Origin of the sequence: Mesorhizobium newzealandense (genome assembly GCF_042682145.1) — a bacterium.
GTDB lineage: Bacteria > Pseudomonadota > Alphaproteobacteria > Rhizobiales > Rhizobiaceae > Mesorhizobium > Mesorhizobium newzealandense.
In genome coordinates, this window is the sequence record NZ_JBHUGZ010000002.1 from 165,926 (window position 1) to 187,167 (window position 21,242).

The following is a 21,242-nucleotide window of genomic DNA, read 5'->3' on the forward strand; positions in this document are numbered from 1 at the left end:
GAGTGGCACCCTAACGGAAATTTCGCCTCCTATTCCATTGCTTTGCCTCTGAGGGATCGACGGGAGCGGCTCTGCCCGACCGATACATGTACTCCACGTTCCAGCCCGCGGATGTGTTGCCATTCTTCACCGCTTGTCGGTACCAGGCAATCGCCTGATCATCGTTTTGCGAAGTTCCAAGCCCGGTTTCGTACATCCAACCCAGTTCATTCTGGGCAAATGGCAGACCCTGGTCGGCAGCCAATTGCATCAGACGAAATGCCTCGTCTGCGTTCTGTCGGACGCCGCGGCCGTCAAGGTGAGCGAAACTTAGTTCAACCAGCGCCCACGGAAGACGCTGGTCAGCCGCAGCGCGAAGCCAAGTTGTCGCTTTGGCTTCATCAGCGCTAACGCCGCGGCCATTCAGATACGCATCCCAAAGGTTCAACTGCGCAGCCGGCTGGCCTTGGGTTGCGGCCTTGAGGAACCAATTCACCGCACGGGCTTCATCGCGAGCGACGCCTAAACCTTCATAGTAGAGCCATCCAATATCGTTCTCAGCCACTGCGTTCCCAGCGTCTGCAAGCGGCTCCAGCATTCTCATTGCCGCTGCATAATCTGCGCGCGCGATTGCGTCTTCAGCGTCATCTATCATGGAAGCGTGCGCGAACGACGAAACGCCGATCAATACAGCCGCAATGATTTCTCGCCGCCAGCTCATGAATGGTAGTCCTTTGACGCGGGACAACCTGGGCGCAAACTTATGGCATAGCTAATACTAGTTCGATCATGATCTCGCTCTAGGTGGTCGGTCAAGGCGCAAATGCGACCCAAGGCTTGGTCGAGGCGACGGCCGGTCCGAAGCGCAGTGTCAGCGGCGCGCGGGGTGTCCGCGCGAGTTCAGGGACGCGCTCATGACTGCGAGCCAGAAGGGCGGCATCTATATCGGCGTCACCAACGATCTCGGCCGCCGCATGCCAGAACACAAATCCGGCGAGGGTTCGGGTTCTACCTGTCGCTACGGCGTCCAACGGCTGGTTTGGTAATCGGCAATTCGCCAGAAGAACAGGCCAGGTCTCGAAGGTCTGCCCGCATAACCCCGCGCTGCCAACCAACCTCCAGCTGGTCGCTAGTTCCCAAGAACCTTCAGCCACAGCGCCTTTTCGCCGAGCGTGGCGACCATGCCGGCATGCGCGTCGCGCTCGGCGTCGGTCAGGCGCGGCGGCAGGGGCGCCGGGCGCTGGCTGATGGTGATTTCGATCTGGCGGACGTTCTCATTGCCCTGGGCCGGCGCGGTTGCGCTGTCGAGGATGAGGGCTGCCTGCTTGCCGCCGATCAGCTCGATATAGACCTCGGCCAACAATTCGGAATCGAGCAGGGCGCCGTGCTTGGTGCGCCTTGTGTTGTCGATGCCGTAGCGCCGGCAGAGCGCGTCGAGGGAATTGGGGCCCATCGGGTGCTTGCGGCGCGCCAGCGCCAGCGTGTCGACGACACGGCCATTGTCGATGACCGGATGACCGAGCCGGCCGAATTCGACATTGAGGAAGCCGACGTCGAACGTGGCGTTGTGGGCGACCAGCTTGGCGCCGTCGATGAAGGTCAGCCACTCCTCGGCAATCTCGGCAAAGGTCGGCTTGCCCGCGAGGTCCGCCATGCTGATGCCGTGAACCGCCTGCGCTTCGGCGTGGATCGCCCGGCCTTGAGGGTTGATATAGTGGTGGAAGGTCTTGCCGGTCGGAAAACGGTTGACCAGTTCGATGCCGCCAAGCTCGATGACGCGGTCGTCGCGCGAGTCAAGGCCGGTGGTTTCCGTATCGAAGATGATCTCGCGCATCGAATCAGTCCGCTCCAAGCGAGCAGAATCATGAGACCGGAACAAAATGGCAATGGGCAATACTGACGGCCTGCCGTCAGGAGCCGGCCTTGCCCGACTTATCCCCGGAGAGTTCGGCAATGATCGCCGCGACGGCGGCGCGGGCCGCATCCAACCCCTGGCCGGTGTCGATGATGAAATCGGCCCGACGGCGCTTTTCCGCATCAGGCACCTGCTTGGCCAGGATCGACGCCAGCTTTTCTTCCGTCATGCCCGGCCGCGCCAGCACGCGCTGGCGCTGCACTTCGGCCGGCGCGGTGACGACGACGACCTTGTCGACGCGGTTGCGGCCGCCGGTTTCGAACAGAAGCGGGATATCGAGGACGGCAAGCGGCGCGCCGGCGGCCCGATTGCGAGCGAGGAAGGCATCGGCATCGGCACGCACCAGCGGGTGGATGATGGCCTCGAGCCGTTTCAGCTCGGCGGCATCGGCGAGCACACGCTGGCCAAGCTTTGCGCGATCGACCACGCCGGAAACGGTCGTGCCGGAAAAGGCGGCCTCGACCAGGGGTGCAGCCTTGTCGGAATAAAGGCGATGCACCGCCTCGTCGGAATCGTGAACCGGCACGCCGGCCTCGGCAAACATCTTTGCCGTGGTCGACTTGCCCATGCCGATCGAGCCGGTGAGGCCGAGCACGATCATGGTTTCGGCACCAAGTCGGCCACGATGAGCGCGCGCAGTTCGGTTGTTACCTGCGGCTTGACGCCGAACCAGCGCTCGAAGCCGGGCACGGCCTGGTTGAGCAGCATGCCAAGCCCGTCGACGGTTTTCAGCTTCCTTGCACGCGCAGCGGCAAGCAGCGGCGTCTCCAGCGGCACATAGACGATGTCGGTGACGATGGCGTGGTCCGGCAGCAGCGCCGGATCGGCAGACAAGCCTTCATTGCCATGCATGCCGAGCGCCGTGGTGTTGACCAGCAGGCCGGCGTCGGCAAGCAATTCGCCGGTCGCCGCCATGCCATGCGCCGAAACGCCGGCGCCGAAACGATCGCGCAATTCCTGCGCCCTGGCCAGGGTGCGGTTGACGATGCGGATGTCGGCGACACCACGTTCCTTCAGCGCGTGGATGACGGCACGCGACGCGCCGCCCGCGCCAAGCACCACCGCCGGGCCGTTGCTTGCCCAGCCCGGCGCATGGTCATCGAGGTTGGCGGCAAAGCCGTGGCCGTCGGTGTTGCCGCCCCACAGGGCGCCATCCTCAAACCACAGCGTGTTGACGGCGCCGATCTCGTCCGCCGCCTGATCGCGGCGCTCGACCAGCGCGAAGGCGGCTTCCTTATGCGGGATGGTGACGTTGCCGCCCTGATAGAAGTTCGTCTGCAGCGTCGCCAGGAATTCGGCAAAGTCTTGCGGCTCTACGTCGATGGCCTGGTAGCTGCCGTCGATGCCATGCTTGGCCAGCCAGTGGCCATGGATCTTCGGCGAGCGCGAATGCTTGATAGGATGGCCGGTGACGAAGGCCTTTTTCGTCGCCTCAGCCATCGATCGCTCCGAGGTCACGAAGTTCGGCCAAAAGCGGCAGGAGCGGCAGCCCGACAATGGTGAAATGGTCGCCCTCGACCTTCTCGAACAGCTGGATGCCTTCGCCCTCGATCTGGTAGGCGCCGACGCTGGCCAGCGCCTTGGGACCGACGCGGGCGAGATGGCGGCCGATGAAGGCTGGATCGAGCTTGCGCATAGTCATGCTGGCGATGCCGACATGCCGCCACAGCACCGCGCCATCGCGGACCAGCACTGCGGCGCTGTTGAGCTGATGGGTCTGGCCCGACAGCGCCAGCAGATGACGGCGCGCGCCTTCCATGTCGGCCGGCTTGTGGAAGACCTCGTCGCCGAGCGACAGCGTCTGGTCGCACCCAAGCACCAGAGCGCCGGGCCGGCGCTCGCTCACCTCGGTGGCCTTGGCTTCGGCCAGCACAAGGGCGACGTCCTCCGGTGAAACACCGCTGTCCTGCAAGGGCGCCTCGAGAGCGCGCTCGTCGACATCGGCCGCAACCGCCTCGACGTCGACACCGGCATTGACGAGCATCGCTTTGCGGAACGGACTGCCCGAAGCGAGGATGATTGTCTCGGTCATGATTTTTCGCGCCTGACTTCTGGCACCGCCCAGGTGTGTTGAGATTCAGGTCAGGCCGGCATCACCTGAATATCGCCACGCCTAGCGCGTCTTGCCGCGCAGGGCAACGATCGCCGCCGCCGTTTCCTCGATCGAGCGGCGGCTGACATCGATCATCGGCCAGCCATGGCGCGTGCAGATCTGGCGGGCGTAGGCAAGCTCCTCGGTAATTGCCGCCCGGTCGACATAGTCGCTCGCCTCGTAGGTGCTGCTGTTGCCGAGAATGCGGTTTTGCCGGACATGCGAGATGCGCTCGGCGGTGGCGATCAATCCGACGATCAGCGGCGTCGTCGCGTTGACCAGGCTTTCCGGCACCGGCACGCCGAGGACGATTGGAATGTTGGCGGTCTTGATGCCGCGGTTGGCGAGATAGATGCTGGTCGGCGTCTTCGACGTGCGCGAGATGCCGATCAGCACGATGTCGGCATCGTCCATGTTGGCCGGCAGCTGGCCGTCATCATGCTCCATGGTGAAGTTGAGCGCGTCGATGCGGCGGAAATATTCGGCATCGAGGACATGCTGGGCGCCGACGCGGCGGCCGGCCGGCGTGCCGAGATAGGACTGGAACACGGTCAGCACCGGCTCCAGCACAGACACACAGGGCAGGCCCATGGTCGCGCAGCGCTCGTCGATGCCGCGCGCAAGCTTCTGGTCGACGACCGTATAGAGGATGATACCGGGCTCCTCCTCGATGTCTTCGAACACCTTGGCCACCTGCTTCTCCGTGCGGATGAGCGGATAGATATGCTCGATGGCGCGCGCATCCTTGTATTGCGCCGAAGCCGCCCGGCCAGCGGCGAGCAGCGTTTCGCCGGTCGCGTCGGAAATCAGGTGCAGATGGAAGAAGCTCTGGGGTTTGTTCACAGGGGGTCACTCCAGGCTGTGGGCGGCTGTGGATAAAGCGGGATGGAAAAACGCGCCGGTCACAGGCGACTGTATCAGATGGCAGTTTGTCCACAATTCGTTGTGCTGTCAGCTTCGTCGGGCGGCTGGGGACAAGTCTGGGGACGGCTTCCTTTGGCTTTCGTCTGTCCACAGGGCCGGCTTTCCCCGGCACTTCCTAACGCTTTGACTCCAGTGATGGATTCCCGGTCTTCCCCAGAACCCTACAGTTTGGAAAGAGAAGCGCGCGACAATATGCTGGCTGGTGTTTTTCAGGCCAAAGCGGGACAGGTGACAACCACCACAACCAACAGACTCTTAGAATCAGAAGAATCTTAGATATAAGAATATTTGATTATAGAGAGGCTTGGAGAAGCGAGCGCTCGATGCCCCAGAACCGGATCATGCTGGACGTCCTGAAGGGCAAGGCGGTGTTCCCTCCTCCGCTTTGGATGATGCGTCAGGCCGGGCGCTACCTGCCGGAATATCGTGAGACACGCAGGCGCGCCGGTTCGTTCCTCGACCTTTGCTACGATCCCGACCTGGCCGTCGAAGTGACGCTGCAGCCGATCGAGCGCTTCGGCTTCGATGCCTCGATCCTGTTCTCGGACATCCTTGTCGTTCCGCATGCGCTGGGCCGCGACGTGCGCTTCGAAGAGGGTCGCGGGCCGCTGCTGACGCCGATCACGGCGCCGGAGATTGCGGCTCTGGAAAGCAAAACGTTTCACGTGAATCTCGAACCGGTCTACGAGACGGTTCGCCGGTTGCGAACAAAACTGCCCGATGAGACAACGCTGATCGGCTTCTGCGGCGCGCCGTGGACGGCGGCGACCTATATGATCGCCGGCCACGGCACGCCCGACCAGGCGCCGGCGCGGCTGTTCGCCTATCGTGAACCAGCGGCCTTTCAAAACTTGCTGAAAGTGCTTGCCGATAACTCGGCCGCCTATCTCATTCGCCAGATCGAGGCAGGGGCGGATGTGGTGCAGATCTTCGATTCCTGGTCAGGCGTGCTCGATGATGAGTCCTTCGACCTGTTCTGCGTTCAGCCGGTGGCCGAGATCGTTGGCCGGATTCGGGCGGTTCATCCCGACGTTCCGATCATCGGTTTTCCCAAGGGGGCCGGTGCGCGCTACCGGACTTATCGCCAGAAGACCGGCGTAACGGCCCTGGGGATCGACTGGACGGTGCCCCTGATGGCGGCGAAGGATTTGCAGCGCTTGGGTGCGGTCCAAGGCAACCTCGATCCCTTGCGGCTCGTGGCTGGCGGCAAAGCGCTGTCCGATGGTGTCGAGGCGATCCTCGGCGCACTCGGAGACGGGCCGCTGATCTTCAATCTCGGTCACGGCATCACGCCGGAGACGCCGATAGCCCATGTCGAGGCGATGGTGAAACTGGTGAGGAGCGCGACACGCTGATGGCTCAATCGAACAACACTGGCAACACGAACAGCACCGGCCAGGCGATGATGCGCATGACCGTAGGCATTGCGGTGCTGGTTGTGCTGACGGCGCTTTTGTATTTTGCCGCGCCGGACAGCTTTTATCCATGGGCGAAAGCGATCCACATCCTTGCCGTCATCTCGTGGATGGCAGGCATGCTCTATCTGCCGCGGCTGCTGGTCTACCACGCCGATGCCGAGAAGGGCTCGGTGCAGTCCGAGACCTTCAAGGTGATGGAGCGCCGTCTGCTGCGCGGCATCATCAATCCGGCGATGATCGTGACCTGGGTTTTTGGTCTGTGGCTGGCCTGGAAAGCCTTTGGTTTCCAAGGTGGCTGGCTGCACGCCAAGATCGGGGCGGTGCTTTTGCTGTCCGCCGTTCATGGCTATCTCGCCGGCGCGGTGCGCAAATTTGCCGAGGACCGCAATGAAAAACCGGCACGGCACTGGCGAATCGTCAACGAGATCCCCACATTGCTGATGATCGCAATCGTGATCCTGGTTGTCGTCAAGCCGTTCTAGTCCATTTGGGCCTTATAAAACGCAGCTTGCTCTTTCATCCGACCGACGATAAAAGACGGGTCTTCCTTCCCGTCATGCGCCGCCCTTCGTTGCTTTCGGCCGCGCCCGGCATTTGTCGCATCCCGCCGATATTTTTCCCAAAGCTTACCCAGACTCCATCTATTCAAGGTCCGTCTATGCAAGAAATGAAACTCGCCGAGTTCAAGAACAAGAAACCGCCAGAGCTGATCGCTTATGCCGAATCGCTCGAGGTCGAGAACGCCAGCGTCATGCGCAAGCAGGAGCTGATGTTCGCGATCCTGAAGAAACTGGCCGCCCAGGACGTCGAGATCATCGGCGACGGTGTGGTCGAAGTGCTGCAGGACGGTTTTGGCTTCCTGCGCTCGGCCAACGCCAACTATCTGCCAGGTCCCGACGACATCTACATTTCGCCGTCGCAGATCAGGCGCTTTTCGCTGAAGACCGGCGATACGGTCGAAGGGCCGATCCGCAGCCCGAAAGAGGGCGAGCGCTATTTCGCGCTGCTCAAGGTCAACACGATCAATTTCGACGATCCCGAAAAGATCCGTCACAAGATCCACTTCGACAATCTGACGCCGCTCTATCCGACCTCGCGGCTGAAGATGGAAATGGAGGTTCCGACCTCCAAGGACATCTCGGCCCGCGTCATCGACCTGGTGGCGCCGCTCGGCAAGGGCCAGCGCGCCTTGATCGTGGCGCAGCCGCGCACCGGCAAGACGGTGCTGCTGCAGAACATCGCCCACTCGATCACCACCAACCATCCGGAATGCTATCTGATCGTGCTTCTGATCGACGAGCGGCCGGAAGAAGTGACCGACATGCAGCGCTCGGTGAAGGGCGAGGTCGTTTCCTCGACCTTCGACGAACCGGCGGTGCGCCACGTGCAGGTCGCCGAAATGGTCATCGAGAAGGCCAAGCGGCTGGTCGAACATGGCCGCGACGTCGTCATCCTGCTCGATTCGATCACCCGCCTCGGCCGCGCCTACAACACCGTGGTGCCGTCATCCGGCAAGGTGCTGACCGGCGGTGTCGACGCCAACGCCCTGCAGCGGCCGAAGCGCTTCTTCGGTGCCGCCCGCAACATCGAGGAAGGCGGTTCGCTGACCATCATCGCCACCGCGCTGATCGATACCGGCAGCCGCATGGACGAGGTCATCTTCGAAGAGTTCAAGGGCACCGGCAATTCGGAAATCGTGCTCGACCGCAAGGTTGCCGACAAGCGCATCTATCCGGCCATGGACATCCTGAAGTCCGGTACCCGCAAGGAAGACCTGCTGGTCGCCCGCCAGGACCTGCAGAAGATCTTCGTGCTGCGCCGCATCCTGGCGCCGATGGGAACCACCGACGCGATCGAGTTCCTGATCGACAAGCTCAAGCAGACCAAGACCAATGCGGATTTCTTCGATTCGATGAATACGTAACGGTCTGGCCGCAATCTTTCGGCCTGCGCATTGAAACCCCATTCCGGAAAGCCGGGATGGGGTTTTTCGTTGCCGGGATCAGGTCGCATTCCCGATACGGCGTGGCTGTATGCGGCAGCGGATAGCTCCGCAACCATGCGACAACTCGCATTTCCAGTGCTCGGAAGTGGCGACGTGAAAAAGGCAATCCCGACCCTGATCGGCTTTTCAGCCATCCTGACCTGGTCCTTCCTGGCGCTGCTATCTGCGGCCGCGGGCCCGATCCCGCCCTTTCAGCTGGCGGCCATAACATTCTTGCTGGGAGGGTTGGTCGGAGCGACGAGCTGGATTTTTCGTCCGGCCGCGATCCGGTCACTGTGGCAGCCATGGCCCGTCTGGGTGATCGGCTGCGCGGGATTGTGCATCTATCACTGCGCCTACTTCTTCGCGATCCAGTCGGCTCCGCCGGTCGAGGTAAGCCTGATCGCCTATCTCTGGCCTTTGCTGATCGTTGTCTTTGCTGCTTTCCTACCGGGAGAAAGACTGAAAGTTCATCACGTGGTGGGGGTGATCCTCGGTCTTGCAGGTGCGATCGTCGTCATCACCAAGGGTGGTACTGTCGGCCTGGCCAACGGCGTGATGAAGGGCCACGTCATCGCTCTGTTCTGCGCCTTCATCTGGGCCGGCTACTCCGTCCTGTCGCGCCGCTTTGGCCAGGTTCCGACCGATGTCGTGGCTGGTTATTGCTTCATCACGGCGGCGGTTGCCTTCGCGCTGCACCTGACCCTCGAGACCACTGTCTGGCCGCAGGCGCCGACACAGTGGAGCGCCATTCTCATCCTGGGCACGATTCCTCTCGGCGCCGGCTTCTACGCTTGGGACTATGGCTGCAAGCACGGCGACATCATGATTCTGGGCGCCCTCTCCTACGCCGCGCCGCTGTTTTCGGTGATCGTGCTTCTGCTGGCGGGGTTTGGTGTGTTCCACTGGTCCGTGGCGCTCGCTTGCATCCTGATCACTATCGGCGCGGTGGTTGCCGCCAGGGATCTGTTGTTAAAGCCACGGGACGCTGCGGCGTCGGCCGAGGCTTTCGCCTCGCCGAAGGAAAGCGAAGCATCCTGACCTTATTGTCGATGCAGGAGACGTTCGAGTTCTTCGGGATCGGTCACGGCAGGGAGACACACCTGCCCGGTGCAGAGCCATGCACCCGGCCTGTCGGTTGGTGGCAAGATACCGCCGGGCAGCACAGGTCGATTCGTTTCCGAACCGATTGAAACCACGATGTCGACACGACGGGGGTCAGGATTTCGATTCGTAACCGGAACAAGTTGTGGTTCGGTCAGGTCATCGATCAGCACGAGCTTCAGCGGTTCGATCGCTATTGCGCAGGCGTTGACGATGCCGGCTTGGCCATAGGCCTGCTGCGCGGCCCGGCCTGCGGCATGCTCGGCGATCTTCCAGGCTCGCTCCTGCAAATCGAGATTGCCAGTAACGGAAGCGAGCCGGACCAGCGCCTCGATGATCTGGCCGCTGGCGGAGGGAATGGCCTCGTCGACATCGCCGCGGATACGGATCGGCACGTCGCTGCTGTCCGATGCGGTCAGATAGTAGCCGGTCTTTTCCGCGTCGGCGTGCCAATGGTCGAGTTGCGCGATGAATTGACTGGCCTGCTCGACGTAGCTCCAATTGCCCGTTGCCTCGAACAGTGAAATCGCCGCGTTGGTCATGGCGGCGTAGTCGCTCGACAGGGCGGGGAATAGCTTCCTGGCGCCGAGCATCGAATGCGGCAAACGGTTGTCGCGGCTGGCGGCGCTGATATGGGCGAAGGCCTTTGCCGCGGCGTCGACCCAGTCCCGCCGCGCCAGCGACCGGCCAGCCTCGGCCAAGGCTGCAATCATCAGGCCGTTCCAGTCGGTGAGGGTCTTTGCGTCGAGCCCAGGCCTGACCCGTTCTTCCCTTATGGCGAGAAGTTTTGCCTTGAGCGGAAGAAGTTGGTCACAATCGACCACACTTTGTGCTTGCTGGGAGCGGGTCTGATGGACAACCGGCTTGCCTTCCCACCCATGCGGGCTCGACAGCGTGAAGTGCTTGAAAAACAAGGCGGAATCGTCGCCGAGGGTGGCTTCGATCTCTTCTCTGCTCCAGGTGTAGAACAGCCCCTCCTCGCCATCGCTGTCGGCGTCGAGGCTGGCGGCAAAGGCGCCGCCGTCAACACGCATTTCGCGCAGCAGCCAGTCGACCGTCTCTTCGATTCGTACCCGGAACAACTCATTGCCGCTCGCAGCATAGGCCCAGTTGCAGAAGCGGATGGACTGGGCGTTGTCGTAGAGCATCTTCTCGAAATGCGGCACCAGCCATTCGGCATCTGTCGAGTAGCGGCTGAGCCCGCCGCCAATATGGTCGTAGATGCCGCCGCTCAGCATCCGGTCGAGGCTGAGCAGGACGTCGTCGCGATGCGTCGCGTTGCCGTCGCGCAGCCAGGATAGCCAGAGTGTCAGCATGAATGGTGCATTGGGGAATTTCGGCGCCCCGCGCAGGCCGCCGAGATCGCGGTCGATCATGCCGTCGATGCCCCTGGCAAGGTTTTCCAGCGTGTCGCGGGCCAGCACTGTTTTCGCGTGTGAACCGGCGAGCCGCGCCTCGACATGCGTGGTCAGGCCGTCGGCGCTCTGGTTCAGGCTCGCCCGCTTCTCCCGCCAGGCCTTGTCGACCGCCTGCATCACCTGGATGAAACCCGGGCGGCCATAGCGCGGCTCGCGTGGGAAGTAGGTGCCACCCCAGAACGGCTTGCCGTCCGGTGTCAGGAACATGGTCAGCGGCCAGCCGCCTTGCTCGCCCATCGAGGAAAGCGCCGCCATGTAGATCTGGTCGATGTCCGGCCGCTCCTCGCGGTCGACCTTGATATTGACGAACAGACGGTTCATGACGGCGGCGACGTCGTCGTTCTCGAAGCTTTCGTGGGCCATGACATGGCACCAGTGGCAGGCGGCATAGCCGACCGAGAGCAGGATCGGTCGGTCCAGAGCCCTCGCCTCTTCAAGCGAAGCCGGCGACCAGCCCCGCCAATGGACGGGATTGCCGCTGTGCTGCTGCAGATAGGGGCTGGCTTCTTCGGCAAGCAGGTTTTGCGGAGGCAATGTCACGATGGCTTACCCGGCGGTCCATGATTGCGGGGGAAGCTAGGGCGGTTCGGGTGAGCGGGCAAATGATTTCAAGGGATTCGATTGTTGCGCTGTCGAGCGGCCGGCTTCCAGCTGGCGTCGCCGTCATTCGCATTTCCGGCCCAGAGACTCGATTCGTTGTCGAAACGATCGCCGGCGCTATGGTTAAGGATCGGGCGGCGGTTTTGCGAAAGCTCCAGGCGCCGGATGGAACCGTGCTCGACAATGGGCTGGTTGTCTTTTTTCCTGGCCCGGCAAGCTTCACCGGCGAGGATGTCGCGGAATTCCATGTCCATGGCGGCCGCGCCGTGGTGGCGAGGATGCTGGAGACGATCACCAGTTTTTATGGTGTCAGGCATGCCGAACCCGGCGAATTCACCCGCCGCGCCTTCCTCAATGGCAAGATCGACCTGGTTGAGACCGAGGCGCTGGCTGATCTCGTCAATGCCGAAACCGAGGCGCAGCGGCGCTTTGCGGTCCAGAATGCTCAAGGCGTGCAGAGTGAACTCTATCTCGGCTGGCGCCGCCGCCTGATCCATGCCCGCGCCATGATCGAGGCTGAGATCGATTTTACCGATGAGGATGATGTGCCGGGTTCCGTTTCGGATACGGTTTGGTCAGATGTCCGGACAATGATCGGCGAGATCAACCGGCACCTGTCGGGATTTCGCGCTGCCGAGATCATCCGTGACGGCTTTGAGGTCGTTATCCTCGGTGCGCCCAATGCCGGCAAGTCGAGTCTCTTCAACGCCTTGGCGCGGCGCGATGCTGCTATTGTAACGGATGAGCCGGGCACCACCCGCGACCTGCTTGAGGTGGTGCTGGATCTCGAAGGGTTGCGGGTCCGGTTGACCGACACCGCCGGACTGCGCGATGCGCCGGGGAAGATCGAGGCAATCGGCATCGAGAAGGCTCGAGCCAAGGCCGATCGCGCCGATCTTTTGCTGTTTTTGCAGGACGTTGCGGATCCGAACAAGGTTGATTTGATCTCGGCTGCGTCACCGGTTTTGCGTGTCGGCACCAAGATTGATCTGCTGGACAGGCTGTCGGCTCGCGATGCTGACAAGCGCTATGATCACACCATCTCAGTGGTTAACGGGACAGGTATAGAGGAGTTGCTGGCGGAAATCGGCCAGCGTGCAGCGAATGCTGCCGGCAATGCCGGCGATATTCTGCCGTCGCGACTGCGCCATGTCGAACTCCTTGGTGAGGCGAACCGGCATCTGCGCCGTGCGAGCGACGGCCAGTCGTTCGGGCAGGAGTTGCGCGCCGAGGAGTTGCGGCTCGCCGCTGATCGCCTGGGCCGAATCGTTGGCGCCATCGATGTCGAAGACATGCTGGACGTGATTTTTGCGCAGTTCTGTATTGGGAAATGACTCACGTGAAACAATCGCAGCCCGCTTAGAGATAGGTGGGATGACTCACGTGAAACGTAGTGGAAGATGTTGGCGCCGCCCCTCATTGCCTTGCCGGGCATTTCTCCCCGTATAGGGACGGGGAGAAATAGGTTGCCCGCAACGCCGTCGCTTCTCCTGCAACGTTGGGGGTTGCGAAGCCATCGATGACAGCGCCCCTCTCCCCGTCACTATAAGGGGAGAGGACGCCGGCAGGCAGAGTGAGGGTTGGCGCTGACCAGCAATAGATTGCCTCCTTGCGCTGATTCAGGTGAAGCATGGCTGCAAGGCCTCGTCACCTGTTTCACGTGAAACGACTCGCGGAGTTTTCTTGACAGCACAGCCTCGCGGGGACATGTGTCACTCAATCTTTTTGAGTCCAGGACGTATGGAAATGACCGATCACTATGATGTGGTTGTGGTGGGCGGCGGCCACGCGGGTTGCGAGGCGGCCAGTGCGGCTGCGCGCGCCGGCGCCAAAACTGCCCTGGTGACGCTGCGCGTCGACACGATCGGCGTAATGTCGTGCAATCCGGCCATCGGCGGGCTCGGCAAGGGTCATCTCGTTCGCGAGATCGATGCCATGGACGGGTTGATGGGCCGGGTGGCGGATGCCGCCGGCATCCAGTTCCGCTTGCTCAACCGCCGCAAGGGGCCGGCGGTGCGCGGCCCGCGCACGCAGGCTGACCGAAAGCTCTATCGCCTTGCCATGCAAGAAGCGATTCGGCTCCAGAACGATCTCGACGTGGTCGAGGGCGAAGTGCTCGACTTCGAAATCGTCGACGGGCAGCTCACGGCTGTTCTCCTGGCTGACGGCAGGCGGCTGGCCTGCGGCGCCGTGGTTCTGACGACCGGGACATTCCTGCGCGGGCTCATCCATATCGGCGACAAGAAGATCGTCGCCGGCCGCATGAACGAGCAGGCCAGCCTCGGCCTGTCGGCGACAATGGACCGTGCCGGTTTCAAGCTCGGCAGGCTAAAGACGGGCACGCCGCCAAGGCTGGATGGAAAAACCATCGATTGGGCCTCGCTGGAGAAGCAGGCGGCGGATGAAGATCCGGTGCCGTTCTCGCTGATGACCGATCGCATCACCACACCCCAGATCGAGTGCGGCATCACGCGCACGACCGTGGCGACGCATGATCTGATCCGCGCCAATCTCGGCCGCTCGGCGATGTATTCGGGCTCGATCGAAGGGGTGGGGCCGCGTTATTGCCCGTCGATCGAGGACAAGATCGTTAAGTTCGGCGATAGGGACGGGCACCAGATTTTTCTCGAGCCGGAAGGCCTCGACGACGATACGGTCTATCCCAACGGGATTTCGACCTCGCTGCCGCAGGATGTGCAGCTCGAGATTCTTAAAACCATCCCCGGGCTTGAGCACGCCGTCATGCTGCAGCCCGGCTATGCCATTGAATATGATCATGTCGATCCGCGCGAATTGCATCAGACGCTTGAGACGAAGCGGGTTGGCGGTCTCTTCCTAGCCGGGCAGATCAACGGCACCACCGGATATGAAGAGGCGGCCGGGCAAGGCCTCCTCGCTGGCTTGAACGCCTCGCGGCGCGCGGCGGGGAGCGAGCAAATCGTGCTCAGCCGCACCGAAGCCTATATCGGCGTCATGGTCGACGATCTGACCAGCCGCGGCATTAGCGAGCCCTACCGGATGTTCACCTCGCGGGCCGAATTCCGGTTGTCGCTGCGCGCTGACAATGCGGATGAGCGGCTGACGCCTGTCGCCGCGAAGCTGGGGATCGCCTCGGATTTGCGGCTGAAGCGCTACGGTGGTGTCATGCAGCGCCTCGACGAGGCGCGGGAGCTGGTGCAGGCCCTCACCTTGACCCGCAATGAAGCGGCGCGGCATGGGCTGGAGATCAATCGGGATGGCGTGCGCCGCTCCGGCTATGAGTTGCTGGCCTATCCCGGGGTCGACGTCGCCTGGCTGGCTCGTGTCGAGCCTAGATTTGCGGATATCGACGCCAAGACGGCGGAGCGGCTCGAAACGGAAGCGAAATATTCGGTCTATCTCGATCGCCAGAAGACGGATGTGGCGCAGATCCGGCATGAGGAGAGCCGCCTGATTCCGGAGACGGTCGACTTCGCCGGCGTGCCTGGGCTGTCCAACGAGCTGAAGCAGAAGATGCAGGCGCGGCGGCCGCGCTCGATCGCCGATGCCCAGCGCATGGAAGGCATGACGCCGGCGGCGCTGGCGATCATTGTTGCGCATGTCCGCCACGCCGAGAGCGCGAAGAGGCCCGAGACTGACCAAAGGCCCAATGGGACTCAAAGGATTGTTGCGTGAGTTCTTTTTCATGGGAGAGCCTGCAGGACGCGGCCGGCCCGGTTTCACGTGAAACATTCGATCGACTGGTGGCGTTCGAGCAGATGTTCCAGAAATGGAATCGCAGCATCAACCTGGTTGCGCAGTCGACGTCCGGTGATGTCTGGCAGCGTCACATATTGGACAGCGCGCAACTCGGGCGCATCGAGCCCACGGCCACACGCTGGGTCGACATAGGCTCGGGTGGCGGATTTCCGGGTCTTGTCATGGCCTTCCTGCTTGCCGAGCGCGACGCCGCCAGCATCGATCTGGTTGAAAGCAATCGCAAAAAAGCGTCGTTCCTGCAGACCGTCATCGGTCAGTTCAGCCTGCCGGCGCGGGTCGTGGCGCGCCGCATTGAAGACAGCCATGCGCTTGTTTCGACGCCACAAATCGTCACCGCGCGCGCCTTGGCCTCGCTTTCGACCTTGCTGGATCTATCAGCGCCCTGGCTGACGTCAGGCGCGCGAGGCCTGTTCCACAAAGGCCGGGATTACCGCGCGGAAGTGCAAGAAAGCGTTCACCGATGGGCCTTCGATCTGGTAGAACATCCAAGTGTGACCGACCCGCACGGCGTCATCCTTGAATTGTCCGATGTACGACCTGTCTGATCTGCTCCAGGCGACCCGAAAATGAATTTCTGGCATAGACCCATGATGAAGAATGGCCCTCGAATCATCACCGTAGCCAACCAGAAGGGCGGCGTCGGCAAGACGACCACCGCCATCAATCTGGCTACGGCGCTCGCGGCAATCGGCGAAAAGGTGCTGATCGTCGACCTCGATCCGCAAGGAAATGCGAGCACCGGCCTCGGTATCGACCGCAAGGATCGGACGGTGTCGTCCTATGACGTGCTGACGGGTGAACTGGATCTCGAAGCCGCGGCGATCCCGACGGCGGTGCCCGGCCTGTCGATCGTGCCGTCGACGCTCGACTTGCTCGGCATCGAGATGGAGATCGCCTCGGCGCCGGACCGGGTGCTGCGGCTGCGCAACGCCTTGCGCGCCTCGGCCGAACGATCGGCCGGCTTCGGCTATGTGCTGATCGACTGCCCGCCGTCGCTCAACCTTCTGACGCTCAATTCGATGGCTGCCGCCGATTCGGTGCTGGTGCCGCTGCAGTGTGAATTCTTTGCGCTCGAAGGCCTCAGCCAGTTGCTCGAAACTGTCGAGCAGGTGCGCCGTTCGATCAATCCGAACCTGACCATCCAGGGCATTGTGCTGACCATGTATGACGGCCGGAACAATCTCGCCAACCAGGTGGTACAGGACGTGCGCGCCCATATGGGCGACAAGGTCTACGAGACCATCATTCCGCGCAATGTGCGGGTGTCCGAGGCGCCGTCCTACGGCAAGCCGGCGATCCTCTACGACCTCAAATGCTCGGGCAGCCAGGCCTATCTGCAGCTGGCGTCGGAAGTGATCCGCCGTGAACGCAAATTGCGCGCCGCTTGATTGGCTGGCATGCATAATTAATAGCCGATTCGATACCGAAACGATCTGGAACAGCCAACTGGAAGTGTTATGAGCGAAGACCTTTCGAGAAAAAGACTGGGCCGTGGGCTGGCGGCGCTGATCGGCGAGATCGATCGTCCGGCCGCACCCGAAAAACCTGGTATGAGCGGCGACGGCAAGGTGCCGATCGAGTTCCTGACCCCCAATCCGAAAAATCCGCGCCGGCATTTCGGCGAAGCGGAGTTGACCGATCTTGCCCAGTCCATCCGCGAACATGGCGTGGTGCAGCCGGTGGTGGCGCGGCCTTCGCCGACGCTGGCTGGCCGCTACGAGATCATCGCCGGCGAGCGGCGCTGGCGAGCGGCGCAGCGCGCCGGGCTGACCGAGATCCCAGTCATCATCCGCGAGGTCAACGACCGCACCGCGCTCGAGTTGGCGATCATCGAGAACGTCCAGCGCACCGACCTCAATGCGGTCGAGGAAGCGCTTGGCTATCAGCAATTGATCGACGATCACGGCTATACCCAGGCCGACCTCGGCCAGGTGATCGGCAAGAGCCGCAGCCATGTCGCCAACACGCTCAGGCTGCTGAAGCTGCCGGATGTGATCCGCGACATGCTGGTCGACGGTGCACTGTCGGCGGGCCATGCCCGTACGCTGGTCACGGCGGAGGATCCGGCCGGGCTTGCCAAGCGCATCGTCGAAGAAGGGCTTTCGGTGCGCCAGGCCGAGGCGCTGGCGCAGATGCCGGCCGGCCCTACTCCAGCCAAACCGAAGCAAGCGCAAAGCACGCCGGAAAAGGATACCGATACGCTGGCGCTGGAAAGGCTGATGACCAACACCATCGGCATGATCGTGTCGATCGATCACAAGAGCAAGGGCGGCACGCTTCGTGTAGCGTATCGGTCGCTGGAGCAGCTCGACGAGCTGTGTCGGCGACTGAAGCAGGAGCGGTAGTTAGCCGGCAAATTATTGATGCTCGCCGGCCTTCCCTTCAAGGAAGAAGGAAGAAACAACTATCGCTGCGCCAGCCGGCTGCTCTCCACCACAATGCCGAGCAGCGCCTGGCGCGCCAGCGCGACGGAGAGGTCCGGCCGCCGACGCGTCTGCAGCACCGCGGTCTGCAACCGGGTCAGTGCGCGGCCGAGCGCTTCGCTGCTCCAGCGCTCCAGCGCTTTCTCCACCAGCTTGCGCCGCGAGAAAAACACCGGAGGCCGCGCCGCGGCAACGACCGAGGCTGCGTTGCGGCCCGCTGAATCCATCTGGCCACGCATGGCCTGGATCGACTGCAACTGCCGCATAGCCGAGGACAGCACCAGGAAGGGCTGGCCGCCGGACTGGCAATGGCGGGTGAAGGCGGTGTCGAAGTCGCCGACCTTGCCTTCGAGAAGCGCGTCGACCGCGTCGTCGAAAGAGGCGCCGGACACGTCGCCCGACATCGCCCGGACCTCTTCCAGGCCGATCTCCGTCTGGCCGTGGGCGTAGAGGATGAGCTTTTCGATCTCGCCGCGCGAGGCCAGCCGGTCGCCGCCGAGATTGCGGCGCAGCGCCTGCCTGGCTTCCATGGTCATCGACATGCCGGCCTTGTGCAGTTCGCCGTCGATGACGGTGTCGATATCACGGGCCTCATCGGCATAGCATGGCAGCGCCATGGCGCTATCAGCCGCTTCGACGATGGCACGCAGGCCGACGCCCTTCTTGAGATCGCCGGCCTCGATCAGGATGATGGCGTCACGCGGCGGCTCGGCCGTCAGCGCCTTGACGTCGTCGGCCAATGCCTTCTGGCCGCTGGCATTGCGCACCCAGAGCAGCCGCCGATCGGAAAACATCGGCACGGTGCGCGCCTCGTCGAGCAGCCGGCCCTCGTCGCGGTCAACCTCCGAGCCGTCCAGCCGGACCACCGAAAAGGGATCGTCGAGCGGCAGGCCGGTTTTCTCGGCAAAGGCTTTTGCGCGCTCGGCGACGAGGCCGCGATCGGGGCCATAAAGCAGGACGATGGAGATGCGCTGGTCCGGTCGGGCCAGCCAGGAATCGACCTCGAAAGCTTTCTTCTGTGCCATGGAGGTTGGTTAGCATGATGCGGGGTCGGAGTGAACGGCCTCAAGCTTGGGTTCCTCGCCCCCACGAAAGTGGGGGCGAGGAACCCAAGTCTTGAGAGGAGATTGGCGGCTTCTGCCGCAATGCCAAGGCCACGCAATCCGCCCCCAATCACCTTATCTTCCGGAAAACCCTGGGCAATCTTGCCCCTAATTGCGCATCCCCGCCCAACATCGACAAGAAATTTCGCGGACATATCTTCATCTTGTGCTGGGGAGGCTCATCGGCCGGCGCGGCCGGGACCGAGGCGTGACGGCTTGCCCGACGAATTCGCACTGGTCTGGAAGCGCAGATATGCAAATATCCTTGGCCAGGCAACATTGGAGGACAAAGGTCATGGCCGATGCTGGGATGTTGCGTTTTCACGTTCCGGAACCGGAAGTGCGGCCGGGCGGAACGCCCGACTTTTCCAACGTACCCATCCCGAAGGCCGGCTCGGTGCCGCGCCCCGACATCGATGTCGATCCGCGCACCATCCGCGAGCACGCATTCTCGATCATCCGGGTGCTGAACCGCAATGGCGAAGCCGTCGGCCCCTGGGCCGGCCTGCTTTCCAGCGACGAGCTTCTGGCCGGCCTGCGCCACATGATGACGCTGAGGACCTTCGATGCCCGCATGCAGATGGCGCAGCGCCAGGGCAAGACCTCGTTCTATATGCAGCATCTGGGCGAAGAGGCGGTGGCCTGCGCCTTCCGCAAGGCGCTGGCGCCCGGCGACATGAATTTCCCGACCTATCGCCAGGCAGGCCTGCTCATCGCCGACGGCTATCCGATGGTCACGATGATGAACCAGATCTATTCCAACGAAGCCGACCCGCTGAAGGGCCGGCAATTGCCAATCATGTATTCGTCGAAAGAGCACGGCTTCTTCTCGATCTCCGGCAATCTGGCGACGCAGTACATCCAGGCGGTTGGTTGGGCGATGGCCTCGGCGATCTCGAACGATTCGAAGATTGCCGCAGCATGGATCGGCGACGGCTCGACAGCAGAGTCCGATTTCCATTCGGCGCTGGTGTTCGCCTCCACCTACAAGGCGCCCGTCGTGCTCAATGTCGTCAACAACCAGTGGGCGATCTCGACCTTCCAGGGCATTGCCCGTGGCGGCTCGGGCACCTTCGCGGCCCGCGGCCTCGGTTTCGGCATTCCGTCACTGCGCGTCGACGGCAATGACTATCTCGCTGTCCATGCGGTGGCCAAATGGGCGGCCGAGCGGGCACGCAGCAATCTCGGGCCGACGCTGGTCGAATATGTCACCTACCGCGCCGGCGCTCATTCGAGCTCGGATGATCCTTCGGCCTACCGGCCAAAGACCGAATCCGACGCCTGGCCGCTCGGTGATCCGATCGTGCGGCTGAAGAACCATCTGATAGGGCTCGGGGTCTGGTCGGACGAGCGGCACGCGCAGGCCGAGGCGGAAATCCTCGACACGGTGATCACGGCACAGAAGGAAGCCGAAAGCCACGGTACGCTGCATGCCGGCGGCAAGCCGTCGACGCGCGACATGTTCGAGGGGCTCTATGCCGAGATGCCGCCGCATCTGCGGCGCCAGCGCCAGCAGGCGGGGGTCTGACCATGCCAAGACGGACCATGATCGAGGCCATTCGTGATGCCATGGATGTGTCGATGGGACGTGACGAACGCGTTGTCGTGTTCGGCGAGGATGTCGGCTTCTTCGGCGGCGTCTTCCGCTGCACGCAGGGCCTGCAGGCCAAATACGGCAAAAGCCGCTGCTTCGACGCACCGATCAATGAATCGGGTATTGTCGGCTCGGCCATCGGCATGGCCGCTTACGGGCTGAAGCCGTGCGTGGAAATTCAGTTTGCCGACTACATGTATCCGGCCTACGACCAGCTGACCCAGGAAGCGGCGCGGCTGCGCTACCGTTCGAACGGCGATTTCACCTGTCCGATCGTGGTGCGGATGCCGACCGGCGGCGGCATCTTTGGCGGCCAGACGCACAGCCAGAGCCCGGAGGCGCTGTTCACCCATGTCTCGGGGCTGAAGACCGTGGTGCCGTCCAACCCGCATGACGCCAAGGGGCTGCTGATCGCGGCGATCGAGGATCCCGATCCGGTGATCTTCCTCGAACCGAAGCGGCTCTACAACGGCCCGTTCGACGGCCACCACGACCGCCCGGTGACGCCCTGGTCAAAGCACGAGCTCGGCGAGGTCGCCGACGGCCACTACACGGTGCCGCTCGGCAAGGCGGCGATCCGCCGGGCGGGCTCGGCGGTCACGGTGCTGGCCTATGGCACCATGGTCTATGTCGCGCAGGCCGCCGTCGAGGAGACCGGCATCGACGCTGAGATCATCGATCTCAGGACCCTCTTGCCGCTCGACCTCGACACCATCGTCGCTTCGGTCAAGAAGACCGGGCGCTGCGTCATCGTGCACGAGGCGACGCTGACCTCCGGCTTCGGCGCCGAGCTGTCGGCGCTGGTGCAGGAGAACTGCTTCTACCATCTGGAGGCGCCGGTGGCGCGGGTCGCCGGCTGGGACACGCCCTATCCGCACGCGCAGGAGTGGGACTATTTCCCCGGTCCCGCCCGTGTCGGCCGGGCACTGCTCGAAACCATGGGAGCCTGA

General features: G+C 62.8%; 20 protein-coding genes. 12 read left to right on the forward strand and 8 right to left on the reverse strand.

The window, feature by feature from the left end; genetic code table 11:
* Positions 1 to 10: 10 nt before the first annotated feature.
* Positions 11 to 700, reverse strand: a complete 690-nt coding sequence (locus ACFSOZ_RS04960; RefSeq protein WP_379094294.1) for a tetratricopeptide repeat protein — start codon at positions 698 to 700, stop codon at positions 11 to 13.
* 193 nt (positions 701 to 893) lie between these two features.
* Here ACFSOZ_RS04960 and ACFSOZ_RS04965 point away from each other — a divergent pair, with 193 nt between their 5' ends.
* Entirely contained in the window at positions 894 to 1,025 is a 132-nt protein-coding gene (locus ACFSOZ_RS04965) for a GIY-YIG nuclease family protein (RefSeq protein WP_379094296.1), read from the forward strand.
* 83 nt (positions 1,026 to 1,108) lie between these two features.
* On the opposite strand, the gene dnaQ is transcribed toward ACFSOZ_RS04965, so the two are convergent.
* The 5 genes from dnaQ to ACFSOZ_RS04990 form a co-directional block, all read right to left on the reverse strand.
* Complete coding sequence (gene dnaQ / locus ACFSOZ_RS04970) at positions 1,109 to 1,813, reverse strand: DNA polymerase III subunit epsilon (protein WP_379094298.1); 705 nt, start codon at positions 1,811 to 1,813, stop codon at positions 1,109 to 1,111.
* A gap of 76 nt (positions 1,814 to 1,889) precedes the next feature.
* On the reverse strand, positions 1,890 to 2,495 hold the full coding sequence (gene coaE / locus ACFSOZ_RS04975) for a dephospho-CoA kinase (RefSeq protein ID WP_379094300.1): 606 nt from the start codon (positions 2,493 to 2,495) through the stop codon (positions 1,890 to 1,892).
* A complete protein-coding gene (locus ACFSOZ_RS04980; protein ID WP_379094302.1) occupies positions 2,492 to 3,334 on the reverse strand; it encodes a shikimate dehydrogenase in 843 nt (280 codons plus the stop codon). Before ACFSOZ_RS04980 ends, coaE begins: the two co-directional genes overlap by 4 nt.
* Positions 3,327 to 3,926, reverse strand: a complete 600-nt coding sequence (locus ACFSOZ_RS04985; protein WP_379094304.1) for a Maf-like protein — start codon at positions 3,924 to 3,926, stop codon at positions 3,327 to 3,329. Before ACFSOZ_RS04985 ends, ACFSOZ_RS04980 begins: the two co-directional genes overlap by 8 nt.
* An 81-nt stretch (positions 3,927 to 4,007) precedes the next feature.
* Complete coding sequence (locus ACFSOZ_RS04990; RefSeq protein ID WP_379094306.1) at positions 4,008 to 4,829, reverse strand: pyruvate, water dikinase regulatory protein; 822 nt, start codon at positions 4,827 to 4,829, stop codon at positions 4,008 to 4,010.
* A gap of 404 nt (positions 4,830 to 5,233) precedes the next feature.
* On the opposite strand from ACFSOZ_RS04990, the gene hemE reads away from it, so the two are divergent.
* From hemE to yddG, 4 genes are all read left to right on the forward strand, one after another.
* Positions 5,234 to 6,265: a uroporphyrinogen decarboxylase gene (gene hemE, locus ACFSOZ_RS04995; protein ID WP_379094308.1), complete on the forward strand. Its 1,032-nt coding sequence runs from the start codon at positions 5,234 to 5,236 to the stop codon at positions 6,263 to 6,265.
* Positions 6,265 to 6,810, forward strand: a complete 546-nt coding sequence (gene hemJ, locus ACFSOZ_RS05000) for a protoporphyrinogen oxidase HemJ (protein ID WP_379094310.1) — start codon at positions 6,265 to 6,267, stop codon at positions 6,808 to 6,810. The genes hemE and hemJ overlap by 1 nt, the downstream gene beginning before the upstream one ends.
* Positions 6,811 to 6,986: 176 nt before the next feature.
* Complete coding sequence (rho, locus tag ACFSOZ_RS05005; RefSeq protein WP_109663581.1) at positions 6,987 to 8,252, forward strand: transcription termination factor Rho; 1,266 nt, start codon at positions 6,987 to 6,989, stop codon at positions 8,250 to 8,252.
* A gap of 174 nt (positions 8,253 to 8,426) precedes the next feature.
* Positions 8,427 to 9,353 (forward strand): aromatic amino acid exporter YddG, encoded by a 927-nt coding sequence (gene yddG / locus ACFSOZ_RS05010; protein ID WP_379094312.1) that lies wholly within the window; start codon positions 8,427 to 8,429, stop codon positions 9,351 to 9,353.
* A gap of 2 nt (positions 9,354 to 9,355) precedes the next feature.
* On the opposite strand, the gene ACFSOZ_RS05015 is transcribed toward yddG, so the two are convergent.
* Positions 9,356 to 11,374, reverse strand: coding sequence for a thioredoxin domain-containing protein (locus ACFSOZ_RS05015; RefSeq protein WP_379094314.1), 2,019 nt, complete (start codon positions 11,372 to 11,374; stop codon positions 9,356 to 9,358).
* A gap of 62 nt (positions 11,375 to 11,436) precedes the next feature.
* Here ACFSOZ_RS05015 and mnmE point away from each other — a divergent pair, with 62 nt between their 5' ends.
* The 5 genes from mnmE (at position 11,437) to ACFSOZ_RS05040 (ending at position 17,517) form a co-directional block, all read left to right on the forward strand.
* Positions 11,437 to 12,768 carry a tRNA uridine-5-carboxymethylaminomethyl(34) synthesis GTPase MnmE gene (gene mnmE, locus ACFSOZ_RS05020; protein WP_379094316.1) on the forward strand — a complete coding sequence of 444 codons (1,332 nt, stop codon included), beginning with the start codon at positions 11,437 to 11,439 and terminating at the stop codon, positions 12,766 to 12,768.
* 412 nt (positions 12,769 to 13,180) lie between these two features.
* Positions 13,181 to 15,088 (forward strand): tRNA uridine-5-carboxymethylaminomethyl(34) synthesis enzyme MnmG, encoded by a 1,908-nt coding sequence (gene mnmG / locus ACFSOZ_RS05025; protein ID WP_379094318.1) that lies wholly within the window; start codon positions 13,181 to 13,183, stop codon positions 15,086 to 15,088.
* Positions 15,085 to 15,717: a 16S rRNA (guanine(527)-N(7))-methyltransferase RsmG gene (gene rsmG / locus ACFSOZ_RS05030; RefSeq protein ID WP_379094320.1), complete on the forward strand. Its 633-nt coding sequence runs from the start codon at positions 15,085 to 15,087 to the stop codon at positions 15,715 to 15,717. The genes mnmG and rsmG overlap by 4 nt, the downstream gene beginning before the upstream one ends.
* Positions 15,718 to 15,759: 42 nt before the next feature.
* Positions 15,760 to 16,560 carry a ParA family protein gene (locus ACFSOZ_RS05035; protein ID WP_379094322.1) on the forward strand — a complete coding sequence of 267 codons (801 nt, stop codon included), beginning with the start codon at positions 15,760 to 15,762 and terminating at the stop codon, positions 16,558 to 16,560.
* Positions 16,561 to 16,629: 69 nt separating this feature from the next.
* The gene (locus ACFSOZ_RS05040; RefSeq protein ID WP_379094324.1) at positions 16,630 to 17,517 is read left to right on the forward strand and encodes a ParB/RepB/Spo0J family partition protein; all 888 of its coding nucleotides are present in this window, start codon (positions 16,630 to 16,632) and stop codon (positions 17,515 to 17,517) included.
* A 59-nt stretch (positions 17,518 to 17,576) separates the two neighbouring features.
* Here the strand turns inward: ACFSOZ_RS05040 and holA are convergent, their stop codons facing one another.
* Positions 17,577 to 18,620 carry a DNA polymerase III subunit delta gene (holA, locus tag ACFSOZ_RS05045; protein WP_379094326.1) on the reverse strand — a complete coding sequence of 348 codons (1,044 nt, stop codon included), beginning with the start codon at positions 18,618 to 18,620 and terminating at the stop codon, positions 17,577 to 17,579.
* A gap of 373 nt (positions 18,621 to 18,993) precedes the next feature.
* On the opposite strand from holA, the gene ACFSOZ_RS05050 reads away from it, so the two are divergent.
* The gene (locus ACFSOZ_RS05050) at positions 18,994 to 20,226 is read left to right on the forward strand and encodes a 3-methyl-2-oxobutanoate dehydrogenase (2-methylpropanoyl-transferring) subunit alpha (RefSeq protein ID WP_379094328.1); all 1,233 of its coding nucleotides are present in this window, start codon (positions 18,994 to 18,996) and stop codon (positions 20,224 to 20,226) included.
* Between the two features lie 2 nt (positions 20,227 to 20,228).
* A complete protein-coding gene (locus tag ACFSOZ_RS05055) occupies positions 20,229 to 21,242 on the forward strand; it encodes an alpha-ketoacid dehydrogenase subunit beta (RefSeq protein ID WP_378921550.1) in 1,014 nt (337 codons plus the stop codon).